This is a genomic window from Pseudonocardia oroxyli, from assembly GCF_900102195.1.
In the GTDB taxonomy this organism is placed as follows: domain Bacteria; phylum Actinomycetota; class Actinomycetes; order Mycobacteriales; family Pseudonocardiaceae; genus Pseudonocardia; species Pseudonocardia oroxyli.
This window is the reverse complement of record NZ_FNBE01000020.1, coordinates 96149-114258: the sequence shown is the minus strand read 5'-3', so window position 1 is coordinate 114258 and position 18110 is coordinate 96149. Positions and strand designations below refer to the sequence as shown.

General features: G+C 74.7%; 20 protein-coding genes. 16 read left to right on the top strand and 4 right to left on the bottom strand.

What is annotated here, in order from left to right:
* The first annotated feature begins 5 nt into the window (after positions 1–5).
* Genes BLS43_RS25590 through BLS43_RS25575 form a run of 4 tightly spaced genes read left to right on the top strand, consistent with a single transcriptional unit; the run spans position 6 to position 3629 of the window.
* Positions 6–1115: an LLM class flavin-dependent oxidoreductase gene (locus tag BLS43_RS25590; protein WP_093089253.1), complete on the top strand. Its 1110-nt coding sequence runs from the start codon at positions 6–8 to the stop codon at positions 1113–1115.
* Positions 1112–2161 (top strand): Rrf2 family transcriptional regulator, encoded by a 1050-nt coding sequence (locus BLS43_RS25585; protein ID WP_093089252.1) that lies wholly within the window; start codon positions 1112–1114, stop codon positions 2159–2161. The genes BLS43_RS25590 and BLS43_RS25585 overlap by 4 nt, the downstream gene beginning before the upstream one ends.
* 2 nt (positions 2162–2163) lie before the next feature.
* Positions 2164–2652 (top strand): cupin domain-containing protein, encoded by a 489-nt coding sequence (locus tag BLS43_RS25580; protein ID WP_093089251.1) that lies wholly within the window; start codon positions 2164–2166, stop codon positions 2650–2652.
* Positions 2649–3629, top strand: a complete 981-nt coding sequence (locus BLS43_RS25575) for an ABC transporter substrate-binding protein (protein ID WP_093089250.1) — start codon at positions 2649–2651, stop codon at positions 3627–3629. Before BLS43_RS25580 ends, BLS43_RS25575 begins: the two co-directional genes overlap by 4 nt.
* Before the next feature lie 434 nt (positions 3630–4063).
* On the opposite strand, the gene BLS43_RS25570 is transcribed toward BLS43_RS25575, so the two are convergent.
* Genes BLS43_RS25570 through BLS43_RS25555 form a run of 4 tightly spaced genes read right to left on the bottom strand, consistent with a single transcriptional unit; the run spans position 4064 to position 6689 of the window.
* Positions 4064–4336, bottom strand: coding sequence for a DUF3040 domain-containing protein (locus BLS43_RS25570; protein ID WP_093089249.1), 273 nt, complete (start codon positions 4334–4336; stop codon positions 4064–4066).
* A 54-nt stretch (positions 4337–4390) separates the two neighbouring features.
* Positions 4391–5254, bottom strand: a complete 864-nt coding sequence (locus BLS43_RS25565; protein WP_093089248.1) for an alpha/beta fold hydrolase — start codon at positions 5252–5254, stop codon at positions 4391–4393.
* A 49-nt stretch (positions 5255–5303) separates the two neighbouring features.
* On the bottom strand, positions 5304–5969 hold the full coding sequence (locus BLS43_RS25560) for a 2OG-Fe(II) oxygenase (RefSeq protein ID WP_093089247.1): 666 nt from the start codon (positions 5967–5969) through the stop codon (positions 5304–5306).
* Positions 5970–6011: 42 nt separating this feature from the next.
* Positions 6012–6689 (bottom strand): response regulator, encoded by a 678-nt coding sequence (locus tag BLS43_RS25555; RefSeq protein ID WP_093089246.1) that lies wholly within the window; start codon positions 6687–6689, stop codon positions 6012–6014.
* 249 nt (positions 6690–6938) lie between these two features.
* On the opposite strand from BLS43_RS25555, the gene BLS43_RS25545 reads away from it, so the two are divergent.
* From BLS43_RS25545 to nirD, 12 genes are all read left to right on the top strand, one after another.
* Positions 6939–7838 (top strand): hypothetical protein, encoded by a 900-nt coding sequence (locus BLS43_RS25545; RefSeq protein WP_176921540.1) that lies wholly within the window; start codon positions 6939–6941, stop codon positions 7836–7838.
* A 57-nt stretch (positions 7839–7895) separates the two neighbouring features.
* Complete coding sequence (locus tag BLS43_RS25540; protein ID WP_093089243.1) at positions 7896–8873, top strand: iron-siderophore ABC transporter substrate-binding protein; 978 nt, start codon at positions 7896–7898, stop codon at positions 8871–8873.
* Positions 8874–8977: 104 nt separating this feature from the next.
* Complete coding sequence (locus tag BLS43_RS25535) at positions 8978–9580, top strand: RNA polymerase sigma factor (protein ID WP_245707812.1); 603 nt, start codon at positions 8978–8980, stop codon at positions 9578–9580.
* The gene (locus BLS43_RS25530; RefSeq protein ID WP_093089241.1) at positions 9573–10253 is read left to right on the top strand and encodes a hypothetical protein; all 681 of its coding nucleotides are present in this window, start codon (positions 9573–9575) and stop codon (positions 10251–10253) included. The genes BLS43_RS25535 and BLS43_RS25530 overlap by 8 nt, the downstream gene beginning before the upstream one ends.
* Positions 10250–10624, top strand: a complete 375-nt coding sequence (locus BLS43_RS25525) for an STAS domain-containing protein (protein ID WP_093089240.1) — start codon at positions 10250–10252, stop codon at positions 10622–10624. Before BLS43_RS25530 ends, BLS43_RS25525 begins: the two co-directional genes overlap by 4 nt.
* 109 nt (positions 10625–10733) lie before the next feature.
* A complete protein-coding gene (locus BLS43_RS25520; protein WP_093089239.1) occupies positions 10734–11147 on the top strand; it encodes a DUF1707 SHOCT-like domain-containing protein in 414 nt (137 codons plus the stop codon).
* Positions 11144–11452, top strand: coding sequence for a hypothetical protein (locus BLS43_RS25515; RefSeq protein ID WP_093089238.1), 309 nt, complete (start codon positions 11144–11146; stop codon positions 11450–11452). The genes BLS43_RS25520 and BLS43_RS25515 overlap by 4 nt, the downstream gene beginning before the upstream one ends.
* Before the next feature lie 88 nt (positions 11453–11540).
* Entirely contained in the window at positions 11541–12230 is a 690-nt protein-coding gene (locus tag BLS43_RS25510; RefSeq protein ID WP_093089237.1) for a response regulator transcription factor, read from the top strand.
* Entirely contained in the window at positions 12227–13609 is a 1383-nt protein-coding gene (locus tag BLS43_RS25505; protein WP_093089236.1) for a HAMP domain-containing sensor histidine kinase, read from the top strand. The genes BLS43_RS25510 and BLS43_RS25505 overlap by 4 nt, the downstream gene beginning before the upstream one ends.
* 147 nt (positions 13610–13756) lie before the next feature.
* Positions 13757–15118 (top strand): MFS transporter, encoded by a 1362-nt coding sequence (locus tag BLS43_RS25500; RefSeq protein WP_218130011.1) that lies wholly within the window; start codon positions 13757–13759, stop codon positions 15116–15118.
* A gap of 32 nt (positions 15119–15150) precedes the next feature.
* Complete coding sequence (gene nirB, locus BLS43_RS25495; RefSeq protein ID WP_093089235.1) at positions 15151–17667, top strand: nitrite reductase large subunit NirB; 2517 nt, start codon at positions 15151–15153, stop codon at positions 17665–17667.
* Entirely contained in the window at positions 17664–18110 is a 447-nt protein-coding gene (gene nirD / locus BLS43_RS25490) for a nitrite reductase small subunit NirD (RefSeq protein WP_093089234.1), read from the top strand. Before nirB ends, nirD begins: the two co-directional genes overlap by 4 nt.

Sequence of the window (18110 nt, the reverse complement as noted above, 5' to 3'; positions counted from 1 at the left end):
CCACGATGGTCGAGTTCATCGGCATGATCGGGACCCAGGAGGTCTCCGAGATCCACCCCGCGTCGGGCCCGATCGTGGACCGGGACACGGTGCGCCGCTTCGTGTCCGCCCACGAGGAGGGCGGCTTCGACAAGGTCCTGGTGGGCCACTCGTCGTCCACCCCGGACGGCCTGCAGGTCGCCGCCTTCGCCGCCGCGCACTCCGAGCGGCTGGGCTTCCTGGTCGCGCACCGCCCCGGCTTCACCGAGCCCACCCTGGCCGCGCGCCAGTACGCCACGCTGGACCACTTCTCCGGCGGCGGCCGGGTCGCCATGCACGTCATCTCCGGCGGGTCGGACACCGACCAGCGCCGCGACGGGGACTGGCTGGACAAGGACCAGCGCTACGCGCGCACCGACTCCTACCTGCAGGTCGTCCAGAAGGCCTGGTACTCCCCGGAGGCCTTCGACTTCGCCGACGAGCACTACCGGGTGGCTGGTGTGCAGCAGGAGATCCGCCCGCTGAGCCCGCACATCCCGATCTTCTTCGGCGGGTCCTCCGAGGCCGCGTTCCGGGTCGGCGGCAGGCACGCGGACGTCTTCGCGCTCTGGGGCGAGCCACTCGCCGAGACCGCCGAGCAGATCGCGCGGGTGCACGAGGCGGCACGGGCGGCGGGCCGCACCGAGCTGCCGCGGATCTCGGTGTCCTTCCGGCCCATCCTCGGTGCCACCGAGGAGCAGGCCTGGGCGCGCGCCCACGCGATCCGGGACGCGATCGTGGCGGCGAAGGGCGGGCACGGCTCGTTCACCGGCACCCGGATGCGCCAGGCGGGTGCGCCGGCGAACGTCGGCTCCCAGCGGCTGCTCGCCGCCGCCGAGAAGGGCGAGCTGCACGACCGCTGCCTCTGGACCGCCACGGCGGCGGCGTCGGGCGCGGCGGGCAACTCCACGGCGCTCGTCGGCACCCCCGAGACCGTGGCGCAGGCGCTGCTGGACTACGTCGACATCGGCGTGACCACCCTGCTGCTGCGCGGCTACGACCCGATCTCCGACGCGACCGACTACGGCCGCGAGCTGCTCCCGCTCGTCCGGGCCGAGGTGGCCCGCCGCGCGACCCGGCCGGTGGTGTCCGCGTGACCGCGACCGTTCCGCAGCGGGGGCAGGCCCCCGCCGTCTTCACCCCCACCGCCGCGGTCCGCGGCACTGTCGTGGTGCTGGTCGGCCGCGGCGAGCACCCCGGGATCTACACCCGCTTCGGCACGCGGCTGGCATTCGACGGGTACACCGTCGTCGTCCCGCCCGCCGAGGCGTCGGACGCCGAGATCGGGGACGCCCTGGCCGCGGGCGAGGGCGCGCGCGTCCTGCTCGGCTCGGACGCGGGAGCGCTGCGGGCCTGGTCCGTCGCGGCCACCACCCGGCCGGACGCGCTGGTGCTCGCCGGCGTACCGCTGGGCGAGGGAGACGTCCCCGGCGACCACGACGCCGAGATCGCCGCCCGCACCGCGTGCCCGATCCACCGCCAGGTCCTCGACGCCGACCCGGACTTCCACTGGGGAGCGCTGACCGGCGAGCTCCCGGAGCCGCCGCAGACGCTGCCGGACGTGCCGACCCTGGTGCTGCACGGCGAGGCAGACCCGATCGCCCCGGTGGCGGCGGTCACCGCACGGTTCGCGGACGTCGCCGTGGTCCGGGACGGCGTGCACGACGTGCTCAACGACCAGTTCCACCGGATCGTCGCCGCCCGCCTCGTGACCTTCCTCGAGGGCGTCGCCAAGGGCGCCGGGTTCGTCGAGCCCGCCGCGCGGGAGGGAACGAAGGCCCGCAAGGCGGCACCGCTGCACGTCTCGGCGCGGCTGGACTACGGCCTGCGCGCGATCGCCGAGCTGATCGGCGCGGACGCCCCCGTCCGGTGCGAGAACGTGGCGCGCAGTCGCGAGATCCCGCTGAACTCCCTGGTCAACATCATGATCCAGCTGCGGAAGGCCGGTCTGGTGACCAGCCGCCGCGGCTGCGAGGGCGGCTACCTGCTCGCTCGGGACGCCGCCGACATCACCCTGGCGGACGTCGTGCGGGCCACCGAGGGCGCGATCGCCACCGTGCCCGACGGGGTGCTCTGGGCCGGGCTGGAGCAGTCCGTGCGCCAGTATCTCGAGGAGCGGTCCGTGCTGGAGCTGAGGAGCTGACCATGAGTGACGCCTTCCACCCCGACTTCACCGCGGCCCAGGCGCAGCTGCCCGACCGCGCCCGGGTGCACCTGATCAAGAACGCGGACCTGTCCGGCGACACCACGCAGACCAGCGGCATGACCCGGCGCGAGGCCGTCAGCGGCAAGACCGTCGGCTCGGAGAAGCTCTGGACCGGCGAGACGCACGTCGCGCCCGCCACCAACTCCGGCGACCACCACCACGGCGAGGCCGAGACCTCGATCTACATCGTCAGCGGCCACCCGCGGTTCGTCTTCCACGACGGCACCGGCGAGGTGGCCCTGCAGACGGAGCCCGGCGACTACATCTTCGTGCCGCCCTTCGTCCCGCACCGCGAGGAGAACCCGGACCCGGACCACCCCGCCGTGGTCGTGATCTCCCGCAGCACCCAGGAGGGGATCGTCGTGAACCTCCCCGCCCTGTACCCCCTCGACAGTCCTCCCGACAGTACGGAAGAGAACCCTTCGTGAAGCGTCTGCTCACCGCTCTCCTGGCCACCGCCGCCCTGGGCCTGACCGCCTGCGGCGGATCGAACGCCCAGTCCGACGGCCCGGTCGACCTCGCCACCGTCACCCTCAAGGTCGGCGACCAGGCCGGCATCCAGCAGGCGCTGGTCGAGGCCTCCGGGGCGCTCCAGGGCGCCCCCTACACGGTCGAGTGGGCGCAGTTCCCCGCGGCCGCCCCGGTGTTGGAGGCGTTGCGCGGCAAGGCCGTCGACCTCGGCGTGGCCGGTGACGCCCCCACCCTGACCGCGCTCTCCTCCACCGACGACATCAAGATCGTCGCGGCGAGCCGCGTGCCTCAGCAGTACGGCCTGTCGATCATCGTGCCGAAGGACTCCGCCATCCAGTCGGTGGCGGACCTCAAGGGCAAGACCGTCTCGCCCACCACGCAGGGCTCCGTCGGGCACTACCTGCTGCTGCAGGCGCTCAAGGAGGTCGGGCTCACCGCGGACGACGTCACCGTCTCCTTCCTGCAGCCGGTCGACGCCGCCGCCGCCATGTCCTCGGGCTCGATCGACGCCTGGTCCACCTGGGACCCCTACACCGCGGTCGCCGAGCAGGAGCAGGGCGCGCGGGTCATCCGGGCGGCGCAGGGCCTGGCACCCGGCCTGACCTTCCTCGACGCCAACACCGAGGCGCTCGAGGACGCCGGCAAGAAGCAGGCCATGCAGGACTTCATCGCGCGCTACGGCCAGGCGGTGCAGTGGGCGCAGGAGCACCCGGCCGAGACCGCCGCGATCTACACCCGGCTCACCCAGCGGCCCGCGGCCGTCGCGGACCTGATGTCGGAGCGGGCCAACCGCAACCTGGTGCCGATCGACGCCGCGCTCGTCGGCGAGATCCAGGCGGTGGCGGACAACTACGAGTCCTTCGGCGTGCTGCGCAAGAAGGTCGAGGTGTCCGAGGCGGTGCAGGACCTGTCCCCCGCGGCCGTCACATCCTGACGCACCGCCACGAGAGATCCTTCCGAGCGTGACCGGAGCGCACTCGCGAGAGCGCTCCCGTCACACTCGTCCGCGGTGATCCCTCCGAGTGTCACGGGAGTGCACTCACCACAGCGCTCGTGTGACGCTCGCCGGTGATCCCTCCGACCGTCACAGGAGCGCATTCGCAGGAGCACTCCTGTGACGCTCGCTGGGCGTGATCGTTCTGAGCGTGACGACAGCGCAGTCACCAGAGCGCTCCTGTGACACTCGCCGGTGATCCCTCCGACCGTCACAGGAGCGCATTCGAAAGAGCACTCCCGCCACCCTCGGAAGGATCACCGCGGGCGAGTGTCACGGGAGCGCAGTCGCGCGAGCGCTCCTGTAGCGCTCGCCGAGGGTGATCGTTCCGATCGTCACGGGAGCGCACGCACGGCGGTATGAGGACCGCGGCCTCAGCGACCGGGCGTGACGGCGCCGCTGAACCAGAGCCAGAGCCCGCCGCCGACCAGGGCGAGCACCACGGACACGGCGACGCCCAGCGTGGACAGCACGGTCATGGCGAGGAGCAGTCCGACCACGCCGAGCACCAGGAGCGCCAGAGCGAACCGCCGGGGAGCGGCGGAGCGGACGCGGCCCGTCGTGAGCAGGCGGCAGAACGCCGGGTCCTGGAGCCACAGCGCGGTCTCGATCGCGCGCAGCTGGGCGCGCTCCCGACTGTTCAGCATCGGTGTCCCCCTGATCGGCGATAACGGCACGATCACACACCGGAAACACGATGTTTACAAGAGGTCGTCGACCGCCCACTGGCCCGACAACGCGCGCAGCGCCGTGACCAGCGCCAACGGCTCGTCCAGCATGGGGTGGTGGCCGGTCGCGGGCAGGTCGATGAGGGGCACCCGGTGCCCGAGCAGCGCATCGATCTCCCCGGCCATGGTCGGCGGGACGAGCCCGAACTCCGAACGAAGGAAACCGGCGCGGCACTTGAGCTCGGGCAACAGCTGCCGCAGCAGGACGCGCTCGCCGAACATCATGGGGTCGAACTTCCAGGTCCAGCCCCGCGGCGTCTCGCGGACCGACTGCTCGGCGATGTGCCTGCGCACGTACGGGAGCATGGTCTCCTGCGCGGGGGTCGTCCGGAACCGGCCGACGATCGTCTCCCGGTCCGGGTAGAAGCGCGCCTCGCGCTGGGTGCGGCGCAGCCGCTCCTCCTCCGGGGGCTGCTCGTTGAGCGGCGAGTCGATGATGACGATCCCGTCCACCTCCGCGCCGTGGTGCGCCCCGACGGTGGTGGTGACCCAGCCGCCCATGCTGTGCCCGACCACCAGCGGCGCCCCCGCGATCCCGGCCGCCCGCGCCGCGGCGAGCACCTCGCGGGCCCACTGCTCCAGGTCGTAGGCCGGGCGGTGGTCGCTGTCCCCGTGCCCGGACAGGTCGAGCGCCACGACCCGGTGCGTCGCGGAGAAGAACGGCGCCACGTGGTCCCACCATCCGGACTGCGCGGCCCCGCCGTGCACCAGCACGAGCCCGCGGTCGGCGGGGTCGCCCCAGGCGCGGTAGTGCACCCGGGCGCCCTCGACCTCGACGTCGGCGTGCGTGGGGCGCTGCGCCACGGCCTCGGCGAACCAGCGTGGTGTCTCGGTCACCGACCGATGGTCCCACGTCGCGGCGCGTGCCCGAACGTGACGACGGTCGTCACGGCGCGTCGTGGAAGATGATCCCCAGCACGTGCCTGCGACCCGAGCGCACCGCGCTCACCCCGTGCCGCAGCTGCCGCCGGTGCACCCCGCGCGCCCCCCGCACCGGCCGGTACCGGACCGGGAACACCAGGGCGTCCCCGTGCCCGGGCCGCTCGACGATCGCCCGCGACTGCTGCCGGGGCACCTGCTCGGTGAAGACGCTCTCGCCGCCGGTGAAGTCGACGTCGGGCCGGTCGAGCAGCACGGACACCTGCAGCGGGAACGTGCGGTCCCCGTAGACGTCCTGGTGCAGGCGGTTGTGTCCGCCCGGGCCGTAGCGCAGCAGGAGCGGGGTCGGGCGGGTCTGCCCCGCCTGCGCGCACCAGGCCCGCAGCTCGGCGAGGGTCTCCGGGTGGCCGGGCTCCCCCAGCCGGGCCGCCCAGTCGTTCGCGACGCGGGCCAGCGGCGGGTAGAGCTCCTCGCGGAGCTTCTGCACGAGGTCGGGCAGCGGGTCGGCGAAGTACCGGTACGAGCCCTCCCCGAACGCGTGCCGGGCCATGACGACGGTGCTGCGGAACCGGTCGTCGTCGTCGAACAGCGCCGCGGTCTCGGCGCACTCGCCGGGGGTCAGCAGCGCAGGGATCCGGGCGATCCCCTCGGTGTCCAGCGTCCGCAGGTCCATGGCCCCAGGGTGGTCCGCGCGGCCCGCCCGGTCCGGCGGGAATCAGACGTCGAGCCGGTAGCCCATGCCCGCCTCGGTGTGCAGGAACCGGGGGTGCGCGGGGTCGGGTTCGAGCTTGCGGCGCAGCTGGGCCAGGTAGACCCGCAGGTAGTGGCGGTTGTCCTCGTACTGCGGGCCCCAGACCCGGCGCAGCAGCTCCCGCTGCCCGACCAGCTTGCCGCGGTGCTCGGCCAGCATCTCGAGGATGCCCCACTCGGTGGGCGTCAGGTGGACCGTCTCGGCCCCGCGGCGGACGCGTTTGGCCTGCAGGTCCACCGTCAGCTCGCCGAGGGTCAGCACCGGTTCGGCGGCCGGCGCGGCGGTCCCCCTGCGGACGGCCGCGCGCAGCCTCGCCAGCAGCTCGTCCATGCCGAAGGGCTTGGTCACGTAGTCGTCGGCGCCCGCGTCGAGGGCCGCGACCTTCTCCCCGGAGTCCGTCCGGGCGGACAGCACGAGGATCGGGACGGGGCTCCACCCGCGGATCCCCGCGATGACGTCCGCGCCGTCGAGGTCCGGCAGCCCCAGGTCGAGCACCACGACGTCCGGGTGCCGGTCCGCCGCCGCCCGCAACGCGCTCGCCCCGTCCGCCGCCGACACCACGTCGTAGCCCTGCGCGGTCAGGTTGATCCGCAGCGCCCGCGCGATCGCCGGGTCGTCGTCGACGACGAGCACCCGGGTCATGGCCCCATCCTGGCAGGCCCCCCGCCCCGACGAACGGCGCGTTCGCTCACACCTGGTGAGCGAAAGCGCCGTCCACCATCGAGCCCCCGCACGGCGAACGACGCGGCGGCTCATACCCGGCGGACGCGCCGTTCGCCGATGCCCGTACGGGCGTGTGACGGTCGCTCAGCGGCGTAGCAGGGACCTGATCACCGCGATGATCTCCGCAGGGGCCTCCTCCGCCATGAAGTGACCGGCGTCGAGGGTCACGTGCTCGAGGTCCGGCGCCCAGCGCCGCCAGAGAGCGGCCCCGCCGCGGCCACGCTGGGGTCCATCGCGGCGCGCAGCGCTGCTGCGCGGCATCGCGGCAGCGCCGTGCGCACGTTCGCCTCCCCCGCGGCCGCGCGCCCGCGGGCTCCGCGTCGAGGTCCTCTGCCCGGACCTGCGCGGGTACGGCAGCCGCCACCCCTCCTCCCGCCCCGCGCCTTCGCCCTGGCGGGGCGCTGGATACAGACCTTCCACCGGTGCGGGCTCGCCGCGGAGCGCGACGCCCTCGGCCGCGAGCTCCTGGACCTCCCCGCCGCTCCACCGAACTTCGCGGTCCTGGGGCACCTCGTGCGCATGCAGGCGCTGGGCGACCTCGAGGCCGCCGCCGTCCACGCCGGGGCCGCGGACTCCCTCGCCGCCCGGCACGACCGCCCGTCGGTCGCGGTGCTCACCCGCTGGTTCGCCGCGATGCGGGCGGCTCGCGACAGCGCGCCCGACGCCGCCGACCGCTACCGCGCCGCCGCGGCAGCGCTGCGGGACCGCGGGATGCCCGGCGTGGAACACGGCCTGCTCGACCTGGCCCTGACCTGCCTCGCCGTCCAGCGCGGCGAACCGGTGCCCGAGCCCGTCGAGCCGGGCCCGTACGCGCCGTGGATCGGGGCGCTCCGCGGCGGACCCACCGAGCTCCCCGATCCTCCGCCGGACCAGCTCCAGGAGGCCTTGTGGGTGCTCGCGGGCCGGGCCGGGCTCGCCGCGGGGACGATGCGCTCGTCGCGCGGGCGGCCGCGGCACTCGCCCCGGCCGAGCACGAGATCGCGGGCGCCGGGCAGCGGCATGATCACGGTGGGCGCAGTGGCCGAGACCCTCCGTGACCTGCGAGCCCGCGATTGCCGAAGGAGATAGGCGAGGCTAGCCTTTGCACGCCGCCGCGGATCGTGCGCGGTCGACGAAAGGACCCCCATGCGTCTCCCCCGCCTCGGCGCGGCCGTCCTCCTGAGCGCCGTGGTCGCGCTCGCCGGCTGCTCGAGCCCGTCCCAGGAGCCCTCGGCCGCACCGAGCGCCGCTCCCGACGGCGCGTTCCCCGTCACCATCGCGCACCAGTACGGCAGCGCGGCCGTCCCGGCGAAGCCCCAGCGGATCGTGACCGTCGGCTTCAACGAGGCGGACTTCGTGCTCGCGCTCGGAGAGAAGCCGGTCGGCGAGCGCGAGGTCCTCGGCGACTTCGACGCCGACGGCCGCAGCTGGGCGCAGGCCGCGCTCGGCGGCACGCAGCCGGAGAAGGTCGGCAGCAGCGAGCTGGACTTCGAGCGGATCGCGGCCCTGCGCCCCGACCTCATCCTCGGCGTCTACTCCTTCATGACGCAGGCGGACTACGACCGCCTCAGCCGGATCGCCCCCACGGTGGCGGCGCCGACCGCGGACGGCGCCACCTGGCAGCAGCAGATGGAGATCACCGGACAGGCGCTCGGCAAGCAGGCCGAGGCGGCGACGGTGATCGCGGACACCGAGCAGCGGTTCACCGACGCGGTCGCCGCGAACCCCTCCTTCCAGGGCAAGTCGATCTCCGTCGTGCTGTGGGGCCTCGACTCGGGCACCTACGCCCTCGAGCCCACCGACCTGCGGACACGGTTCTGGACCGACTTCGGGTTCACCCCCACCGCGGTGACGGGCTCGGTCGGCCCGGAGTCCTACGGCTCGCTCGAGGCGGACGTCGTGGTGCTGATGGGCGCGACCCCCGAGGACATGGCGGCCGAGCCGACCTTCGGATCGCTGCCCGCCGCCCAGCAGAACCGGGTGCTCTACACCGGCGGCTTCGGCACCGAGATCAACGGCGCCATCGGCATGAGCAGCCCGCTCTCCCTCCCGGTCGCGATCGACCTGGCCACGCCGCGCCTCGCCGCGGCCACCGACGGCGACCCGGCGAACTCCACCGCCTGACACCTGCGGTCTGTAACGCCTCGCCCGTCTCCGGCGCTGAGGGCGTGACGGGTCGGACGTACCGCCCCCCGGCGTCCGGCCCGTCATCGACCGGAGGTGGTGGAGTGTCCGTCGTGGTGTGCCCGCCACACCTGGATCTCGACGCGGCGCTGGCGGCGGCCAGGGCAGGCGACGAGGAGGCGTTCGTCGCGCTCTACCGCGACCTGCAGCCGAGGCTGATCCGGTACGCGACCGCGCTGGTGGGCGCGGACGCCGAGGACGTGACCGGGGAGACCTGGCTGCACGTCGCCCGCGACCTGCGCCGGTTCACCGGTGACCTGGACGGCTTCCGCGGCTGGGTCACCACGATCTGTCGGAACCGGGCGATGGACTCCGCCCGGGCCCGCAGCAGGCGCCCCGTGGCCACGGTCGAGCTCGCGGAGGTCGCCGAGCTCGCCGTCGTCGCGGACGACGCGCGCACCGACGGGACCGCGCTCGAGCGGCTCGGGACCCGCCGGGCCCTGGAGCTGATCCTGGCCCTGCCGCGGACCGAGGCCGAGGCCGTCCTGCTGCGCGCGGTGGTCGGGCTCGACGGCCCGACCGCGGCCCGGGTCCTCGGCAAGCGGCCCGGCGCGGTCCGCGTCGCCGCGCACCGCGGGCTGCGGAGGCTGGCCGACCAGCTCGATCCCGCCGTGGTCCCGGCGCCCCGGGAGGCCCACGATGGGTGAGCGACGCGACCGCACCCGGCTGACCGACGCCGAGGCCGACCGCCTCCTCGACGGCGGCGGACGGCGCCACGACCTGCGGCGGCTGCTCGACGCGGCCGGCGCCCCCGGGTCCGCGCGGGAGCTGCGGGGCGAGTCCGCGGCCCGCAGCGCGTTCGCGGCCGCGGTCGCGACGCCGCCCCCGGCGGCACGACGCCCCCGGCTCGTCGCCGTACGCACCGTGCTGGCGACGCTCGCCGTGGCCGGCACGGCGTCGGGAGGCGTGGCGCTGGCCGCGCAGAGCTCCACCCCCGCACCCGCCGCGCCGACCCGCACGCTCACCCCCGGGCCCGGACCGGGTTCCGCGCAGCCCGGCGCCGTGGCGGGCAACGCCGCCGACGCCGCCGCATCCGAGATCGCGGGGTCCGGTGCGCCGGTGAACGGGGCGAGGGCCGAGCCGCCGCACGCGGTCACCGGGGCCGACATCGCCGCCGGCGTCGTCGGCGTCGTCGGTGGCTGCGGGCCCGCCGCGTGCGGGCCGCCCGCCGGCCCGCAGCCCGACTCCCCCGGAGCCCCCGGAACCGCGACCCCGGCCCCGGCCGCCGGACCGCCCGGCCAGTCCCGGCGCGCCGAGACCCCCGCAGGCCCCAAGAAGGAGAAGTCGAAGGGCGAGAACAAGGACCAGGGCGCGGGATGACCGGTCCGTACCGGCTCCCGGACGGGTGGCGGCTCGCCGTGGTGGAGCACGGGGCGGGCGTCACGGTCCTCGAGGTCGAGGGCGAGATCGACACCGTCACCGCCGCACCCCTCGACGCCGCGCTGCAGGCACTCGTCCGCGAGGGCGAGACCGTCGTCGTGGATCTGTCGCGGGTGCGGTTCCTGGGCTCGCACGGTCTCGCCGCCCTCCTCGAGGGCGCCGAGCAGGCCCGACGGCGCGGCGGCAGGCTCGTCGTCGTGCCCGGCCCGGACAACCGCGCGGTCCTGCGTCCGCTCACCCTGACCGGGCTGGACCGCACGATCGAGATCGCGTCCGGCTCAGCGCAGGAGGCCGCGCGGCCCTGCTCGTAGGCGGTTCTTACCGTCCTCTGACCGAGGACTCGCGGTGGCCTCACCCGGGACGACGACGGTGCAGGGACAGCGCCGCCTGCGCCTCCCACCACCGACCCCACGGAGCCCGATGTCCACCGCAGCCCCTCCTCCCCCCGCCCCCCGCCTCGACGTCGTCCCGCCGTTCGAGCGGGCCTCGGACGCGGAGCGGGAGGAGACCGTCGCCCGGCTCCACGGGGCCCTCGGCGAGGGTCGCCTCGACCTGGCCGAGACCGAGCAGCGCGTCACGGCCGCCTACGCCGCCCAGCACCGCCACGAGCTCGACCCGCTCGTCGCGGACCTCCCGACCGGCCCCGCCAGGCCGTCCGTCGCCCCGGAGGCGAGGGCGATCTGGAACGCCGTGGTCTGGCGGGCCCGGCTCCTCGTGTGGGGCCCCGCCGCGGCGGCCCCCACCGAGCGGCAGTGCCGCCTCGCCGCGTGGGTCGCCGTCGTCCTCGTGGCGTGGGTCCTGGCCTGTGCGCTCCTCGGGGCGGTGATCGCATGAGCTCCGCCGAGGGTGCCGCGCCCGACGCCCCCACCGCCCCGGCGGGCAGGCGCTGGTTCCGCAGGCGGCCGTGGGCGACCCGGCCCGGGGGCGGCTGGTCCCGGTTCCGCCCGCTGATCGTCCTGGTCGCCGCGGTGCTGGTGGCGGGCGGCATCGGCCTCGGCGCGGGGCTGGCGCTCGGCAGCGCCGGCGGGGGCCCCGGCCCCGGCGGCCCCGGCGGCCCCGAGGGCCACAGCTTCCACCACCCCGGCGGCCCCGGTCCCGCCGACGGCCCCGGCCCGCGCGGGCCCCTCCCCGGCGCCTGACGACCGCATTGTGGAGCCACACCTGTCGTTGTCGGGCCCTGACACGGCAGTTGTGGCTCCACGGTGCGGGGGCGGGCACCATGACGGCGTGCCGAACCGCGTCCTGCTCGCCGACGACGACCGCGCGATCCGCGAGTCGCTGGCCCGCGCCCTCGAGCTGGAGGGCTACGAGGTCGTCACCGTGCCCGACGGCGTCGACGCCCTGGCGCGCGTGCACCGGGACCCGTTCGACGCCCTCGTCCTGGACGTGATGATGCCGGACGTCGACGGGCTCGCCGTCTGCCGCGTGCTGCGCGCGGAGGGCGACCGGACGCCGGTGCTCATGCTCACCGCGCGGGTCGAGACCCCGGACCGCGTCGCGGGCCTCGACGCCGGCGCGGACGACTACCTGCCCAAACCGTTCGAGCTCGACGAGCTGCTCGCCCGGCTGCGCGCCCTGCTGCGCCGCGCCGCCCCCGCCGACGGGCCCGACCGGGCGGGGGTGCTCGGCGTGGACGCGCTGCGGGTGGACCCCGGCGCCCGCCGCGCCTGGTGGGCGGACCGCGAGCTGTCGTTGTCGAAGACCGAGTTCGACCTGCTGGAGCTGCTGGTCCGCAACGAGGGCATCGTCCTCGACCACACGGTGATCTACACCCGGATCTGGGGCTACGACTTCGGCCCGGACTCCAAGAACCTCGCCGTCTACGTCGGCTACCTGCGGCGCAAGCTCGCCGCGGTCGGCGCCCCCGCACTGATCCACACCGTGCGCGGGGTCGGCTATGCGGTCCGGCGGCCGTGAACCTCCGGACCCGGCTGGCGTTGGCGTTCGCGGTCGTCGGTGCGGTGGTGGCGGCGCTGGTCGGCCTGCTGAGCTACCGCGCGGCGTCGGAGCGGATCACCGCGGAGATCGACCAGTCCCTGCGTTCGGTGGCGACGGCGGTCGTCGCGGGCCAGACCCAGGTCCTGGAGTCCACGGCGGCGCCCGCCGACGGGCCCCGCCGCGGCCCCCGCGAGACCGAGCCCCAGTACGTCGGCCTGACCGTCGCCGCCGACGGGACCGCGTCCTACCTCGGCGGGCGGCGGACCACGCTGCCGGTCCCCGCCGAGGCCGCGGCCCTGGCCTCCGCCCCGGCCGGGCGGACCGCGACGGCCGAGGTCCAGCAGGGGCCGGACACGTTCCGGGTCCTCGCCACCGCGGTCGGCGCGGGGCGGGCGGTGCTGGTGGCCGTCGACGTCAGCGACACCGACCGGGTCCTCGCCGACACGGCCCGCCAGATCGCCGGGGCGGGTCTGGCGGTACTGGTGGCGGCCGCCCTCGCGGGTTGGCTGCTCGCCCGCCAGATCACCCGCCGCCTCGAGCGGCTCACCCGGGTCGCCGAGGAGGTCAGCGGCACCGGCGAGCTCGACCGGGCGGTCCCGGTGGAGGGCCGCGACGAGGTCGGCAGGCTCGCCGCCTCGTTCACCACCATGCTCCACAGGCTCGCGAGGGCCCGCGACGCCCAGGACCGCCTCGTCCAGGACGCCGCGCACGAGCTCCGCACGCCGCTGACCAGCCTGCGCACCAACGCGAGCGTGCTGCGGCGGATCGCCGAGCTGCCGCCGGCCGCCCGCGACCGGCTCGTCGACGACCTGCAGAGCGAGACCCGCGAGCTGAGCCACCTCGTCGACGAGCTCGTGGAGCTCGCCCTGTCCCGCCGCTCCGACGAGGGCGCAGAGCCCGACGAGCCCGTCGACCTGGCCGCCGTCGCGCGCACCGCGGCGGAGCGGGTCCGGCGGCGCAGCGGGCGGGAGGTCCGCGTCGACGCCGACGGCGACACCACCGTGCTCGGCCGCAGGCAGGGCCTGGAGCGGGCCGTGGGGAACCTGCTCGAGAACGCCGTCAAGTTCGACCCGGACGGCGCGGCGCCGGTCGAGGTGCGCGTCGGGGCGGGCGGGGTGACGGTGTCCGACCGCGGCCCCGGCATCGCCGCCGAGGACGCCGCGCGGGTCTTCGACCGCTTCTACCGGGCCGACTCCGCCCGCGGCCTGCCCGGCTCCGGCCTGGGCCTGTCCATCGTCCGGGACGTCGCGCAGGCCCACGGCGGCACCGTCTTCGCCCGGCCGCGGGCGGGCGGCGGCGCGGACGTGGGGTTCACCGTCGACGACGCCCGGCTGCGCGAACCCTCACAGCGCCGCTGAACGCAGGTGAGCGGGCCTTTGCCCTCGTGTCACACGGGGCCACCCCGGGGTAATCCCGGCTGCCTACCGTTCGGGCCGTCCCCGACCCGAGCCGAAGGGCAGCACGTGACTGCGACCGCAGAAGGAACCGCCGCCACGGAGGCGCAGATCGTCGACCGTGGTCTCGTGCAGGGCCGGTGGATCGGCCACTGGGAGCCGGAGGACGCCGGTTTCTGGGAGCGGACCGGCAGGAAGATCGCCAACCGCAACCTGTGGGCGTCGATCTTCGTCGAGCACGTCGGGTTCGCGATCTGGACGCTGTGGTCGGTCTTCGTGCTGTTCATGGGCCCGGAGTACGGCGTCGACGCGGCGGGCAAGTTCTTCATCGGCGCGACCGGCACGCTGGTCGGCGCGATCCTGCGGGTGCCCTACACGTTCGCGGTGGCCTGGCTGGGCGGCCGCAACTGGACCGTCATCTCCGGTCTGCTGCTCCTCATCCCGACGGTCGCGGCGGCCTTCGTGCTCGAGCCCGGCACCCCGTACTGGGTGTTCGTGCTGATGGCGGCCCTGGGCGGCTTCGGCGGCGGCAACTTCGCCTCGTCGATGGCGAACATCAACGCCTTCTTCCCGGAGGGCAAGAAGGGCGCCGCGCTCGGGCTGAACGCCGGGGGCGGCAACCTGGGCGTCGCCCTGATCCAGCTGATCGGGCTCCTCGTCATCGCGACCGCCGGGGCGGGCTCGCCGCGGCTGCTGCTCGCCGTCTACATCCCGCTGATCGTCATCTGCTCGGTCTGCGCGGCGCTCTACATGGACAACATCACGAGCGTCGGCAACGACAAGGGCGCCTTCTCGCTGGCGATGAAGGAGAAGGACACCGGCATCATGTCCTTCCTCTACATCGGCACGTTCGGCTCGTTCATCGGCTACTCGTTCGCGTTCGGCCTCGTGCTGCAGACCCAGTTCGGGCGCACCCCGCTGCAGGCCGCGGCGGTCACCTTCATCGGCCCGCTGATCGGCTCGTTCATCCGTCCGGTCGGCGGCTGGCTGGCCGACCGGTACGGCGGGGCGCGGGTCAGCGCGCTGACCTACCTCGCGATGGCCGTCTCCGCCCTGATCTGCATCCTGGCCTCGGGCTCGAACTCGCTGGCCCTGTTCACCGCGGGCTTCATCCTGCTGTTCCTGTTCTCCGGCCTGGGCAACGGCTCGACCTACAAGATGATCCCGGCGATCTTCCGGCGGCAGGCCCTGGAGCGGGTCGCCCGGGGTGCGGACCGGGCCGCCGCGCTGCTGCACGCCCGCCGGATCTCCAGCGCCGCGGTCGGGCTGATCGGCGCGGTCGGCGCGCTCGGCGGGCTGGCGATCAACCTGGCCTTCCGCCAGTCCTTCGCCGCCACGAAGAGCGGCGTCCCGGCCTTCTGGGCCTTCCTGGCCTTCTACGTGGTCTGCGCGGTCGTCACCTGTCTCGTCTACATGCGCCGCCCGGCCACGGTCCGGGTCGGCGAGGACGAGACCGCCCCCGCCCGCATCTGATCACCCGCACACGCTCCACGGAGGTACCCCGAGTGACGAAGCACCTCGTCGTGATCGGCAACGGGATGGTCGGTCACCGGCTCGTCTCCGCGCTGCAGGACCGGACGACCGACTGGCACATCACGGTGCTGGGCGAGGAGACCCGGCACGCCTACGACCGGGTCGCGCTGTCGTCCTACGTCGACGGCGCGTCCGAGGAGGAGCTGCGGCTCCCCGAGCTGTCGGGTCTCGACCTGCGGCTCGGCGACCCGGCCGTCTCGATCGACCGGGACGCCCGCCGGGTCGTCACCGCGTCGGGCGCCGAGCTGGACTACGACGCCCTGGTCCTCGCCACCGGCTCGGTGCCGTTCGTCCCGCCCGTCCCCGGCCGGGACCTGCCGGGCTGCTTCGTCTACCGCACGCTGGACGACCTGGACGCGATCTCCGCGGCCGCCGCGGCCGCGGTCGCGCGGCCGGGTCCGGGGCGGCGCTCCGCGGTCGTCGTCGGCGGCGGTCTGCTCGGTCTGGAGGCCGCCCGCGCGATGCGGCTGCTCGGCCTGTCCCCGCAGGTCGTGGAGATCGCGCCGCGGCTGATGCCGGTGCAGGTGGACGAGGGCGGCGGCGCGCTGCTGAAGAACCTGGTCACCGCCCAGGACATCGCGGTGCGGACGGGGGTCGCCGTCTCGGCGATCCGCGCCGAGTCCGACCGCCTGGTCGCCACCCTGTCGGACGAGGTGGAGCTCGACGCGGACGTCGTCGTCTTCTCCGCCGGGATCCGGCCCGCCGACACGCTCGCCCGCGAGGCGGGCCTGCGACTCGGCGAGCGCGGCGGTGTCTGGGTGGACGCGACCTGCCGCACGTCGGACCCCGCGATCTGGGCGATCGGCGAGGTCGCGGCGCTCGAGGGCCGCACCTACGGGCTGGTCGCGCCCGGCTACGCGATGGCCGAGGTGGTCGCGGACCGGCTGCTCGGCGGCGAGGCCGCGATGACCGCGGACGAGCTGGACATGTCCACCAAGCTCAAGCTGCTGGGCGTCGAGGTGGCCAGCTTCGGGGACGCGCACGCCGCGTCCCCGGGCGCGCTCGAGGTCGTGGTCAACGACCCGGTGGCGGGCACCTACTCCAAGCTCGTGGTGTCCGACGACGCCCGCACCCTGCTCGGCGGCGTGCTGGTCGGGGACGCCTCGAAGTACTCCACGCTCCGGCCGATGGTGGGCCTGGCGCTGCCCGCGGACCCGGTCGCGATGATCGCGCCCGGCGGCGTCGAGCTCGGCGCGGACGCGCTGCCGGACTCCGCCCAGATCTGCTCCTGCAACGCGGTGACCAAGGGCGCGCTGCGCACCGCGATCCAGGACGGCGCGTGCACGGTCGCGGACCTGAAGTCCGCCACCTTGGCGGGCACCAGCTGCGGGTCCTGCGTGCCGCTGCTGAAGAAGATGCTGGTCACCGAGGGTGTCGAGGTCTCGAAGGCGATCTGCGAGCACTTCGCGTTCTCCCGCGCCGAGCTGTTCCAGATCATCGCCTCGACGGGCCTGCGGACCTTCACCGAGGTCGTCGAACGGCACGGGACCGGGCGCGGCTGCGATCTCTGCAAGCCCGCCGTCGCGTCGATCCTGGCCTCGCTCGGCGGCGGCCACATCCACGACGGCGAGCAGGCCGCCCTGCAGGACACCAACGACCACTTCCTCGCGAACATGCAGCGCAACGGCACCTACTCGGTGGTGCCGCGCATCGCGGGCGGCGAGATCACGCCGGAGGGTTTGATCGTGATCGGCGAGGTCGCGCGGGACTTCGGGCTCTACACCAAGATCACCGGCGGCCAGCGGATCGACATGTTCGGCGCGCGCGTCGAGCAGCTGCCGGCGATCTGGAAGCGGCTGGTGGACGCCGGTTTCGAGTCCGGGCACGCCTACGGCAAGTCGCTGCGCACGGTGAAGTCCTGCGTGGGGTCGAGCTGGTGCCGGTACGGGGTGCAGGACTCGGTCGGCATGGCCGTGCTGCTGGAGCTGCGCTACCGCGGCCTGCGGAGCCCGCACAAGATCAAGTCGGGCGTGTCCGGCTGCGCGCGGGAGTGCGCGGAGGCCCGGTCGAAGGACTTCGGGATCATCGCCACCGAGAAGGGCTGGAACCTCTACGTCGGTGGCAACGGCGGCGCCAGCCCCCGGCACGCCCAGCTCCTCGTCCAGGACGTGGACCAGGAGACCCTCATCCGCACGATCGACCGCTACCTCATGTTCTACATCCGCACCGCGGACCGGCTGCAGCGCACCGCGCCCTGGCTGGAGGAGCTCGAGGGCGGGCTGGACCACCTGCGCGCGGTGCTGGTGGAGGACTCGCTCGGGATCGGCGCCGAGCTCGACGCGGCCATGGCCGCGCACGTCGAGAACTACGCCGACGAGTGGCGCGGGGTGCTGGAGGACCCGCAGAAGCTGGAGCGCTTCGTGTCCTTCGTCAACGCGCCGGAGACGCCGGATCCCACGATCTCGTTCGTCACCGAGCGCGGCATGCCCGTCCCGACGCCCCGCGCGGGCGATCCCGTCCTGATCGGCATCCCGGGGGTGCGCGCATGACCACCACGTCGGAGCAGGTCCAGCCACGGCAGGCGGGCGAGGACGGGGACTGGCGGACCGTCTGCCCGCTGGCGCGGCTGCAGCCCGAGCGCGGCGTCGCCGCCCTGTTCGGGGAGGTCCAGGTCGCCGTCTTCCGGCTGCACGACGACCGGCTCTTCGCCCTCGGCAACGTCGACCCGCGGACCGGCGCCGCGGTGCTCTCGCGCGGGATCGTGGGCGACCGCGGCGGCGTGCCGACGGTCGCGTCGCCGCTGTACAAGGAGTCCTTCAGCCTGCTCGACGGCCGGTGTCTGGACGTCGAGGGCCGCTCGGTGCCGACCTATCCGGTCCGGGTGGACGGCGGGGACGTCCAGGTCGGGCTGGGCCGTGTCTCCCAACCCGCCACCACCGCTCCCGGCGCCCACGCCGCCGCCGGCGGCGCCGGGTCGGGAGACACGGCCTAG

Coding starts and splice junctions, on each gene's coding strand:
- BLS43_RS25590 (WP_093089253.1), top strand. CDS start 6: ATGGTCGAGTTCATCGGCATGATCGGGACCCAGGAGGTCTCCGAGATC.
- BLS43_RS25580 (WP_093089251.1), top strand. CDS start 2,164: ATGAGTGACGCCTTCCACCCCGACTTCACCGCGGCCCAGGCGCAGCTG.
- BLS43_RS25570 (WP_093089249.1), bottom strand. CDS start 4,336: ATGCTGAACAGTCGGGAGCGCGCCCAGCTGCGCGCGATCGAGACCGCG.
- BLS43_RS25560 (WP_093089247.1), bottom strand. CDS start 5,969: ATGGACCTGCGGACGCTGGACACCGAGGGGATCGCCCGGATCCCTGCG.
- BLS43_RS25555 (WP_093089246.1), bottom strand. CDS start 6,689: ATGACCCGGGTGCTCGTCGTCGACGACGACCCGGCGATCGCGCGGGCG.
- BLS43_RS25540 (WP_093089243.1), top strand. CDS start 7,896: ATGCGTCTCCCCCGCCTCGGCGCGGCCGTCCTCCTGAGCGCCGTGGTC.
- BLS43_RS25530 (WP_093089241.1), top strand. CDS start 9,573: ATGGGTGAGCGACGCGACCGCACCCGGCTGACCGACGCCGAGGCCGAC.
- BLS43_RS25525 (WP_093089240.1), top strand. CDS start 10,250: ATGACCGGTCCGTACCGGCTCCCGGACGGGTGGCGGCTCGCCGTGGTG.
- BLS43_RS25520 (WP_093089239.1), top strand. CDS start 10,734: ATGTCCACCGCAGCCCCTCCTCCCCCCGCCCCCCGCCTCGACGTCGTC.
- BLS43_RS25515 (WP_093089238.1), top strand. CDS start 11,144: ATGAGCTCCGCCGAGGGTGCCGCGCCCGACGCCCCCACCGCCCCGGCG.
- nirD (WP_093089234.1), top strand. CDS start 17,664: ATGACCACCACGTCGGAGCAGGTCCAGCCACGGCAGGCGGGCGAGGAC.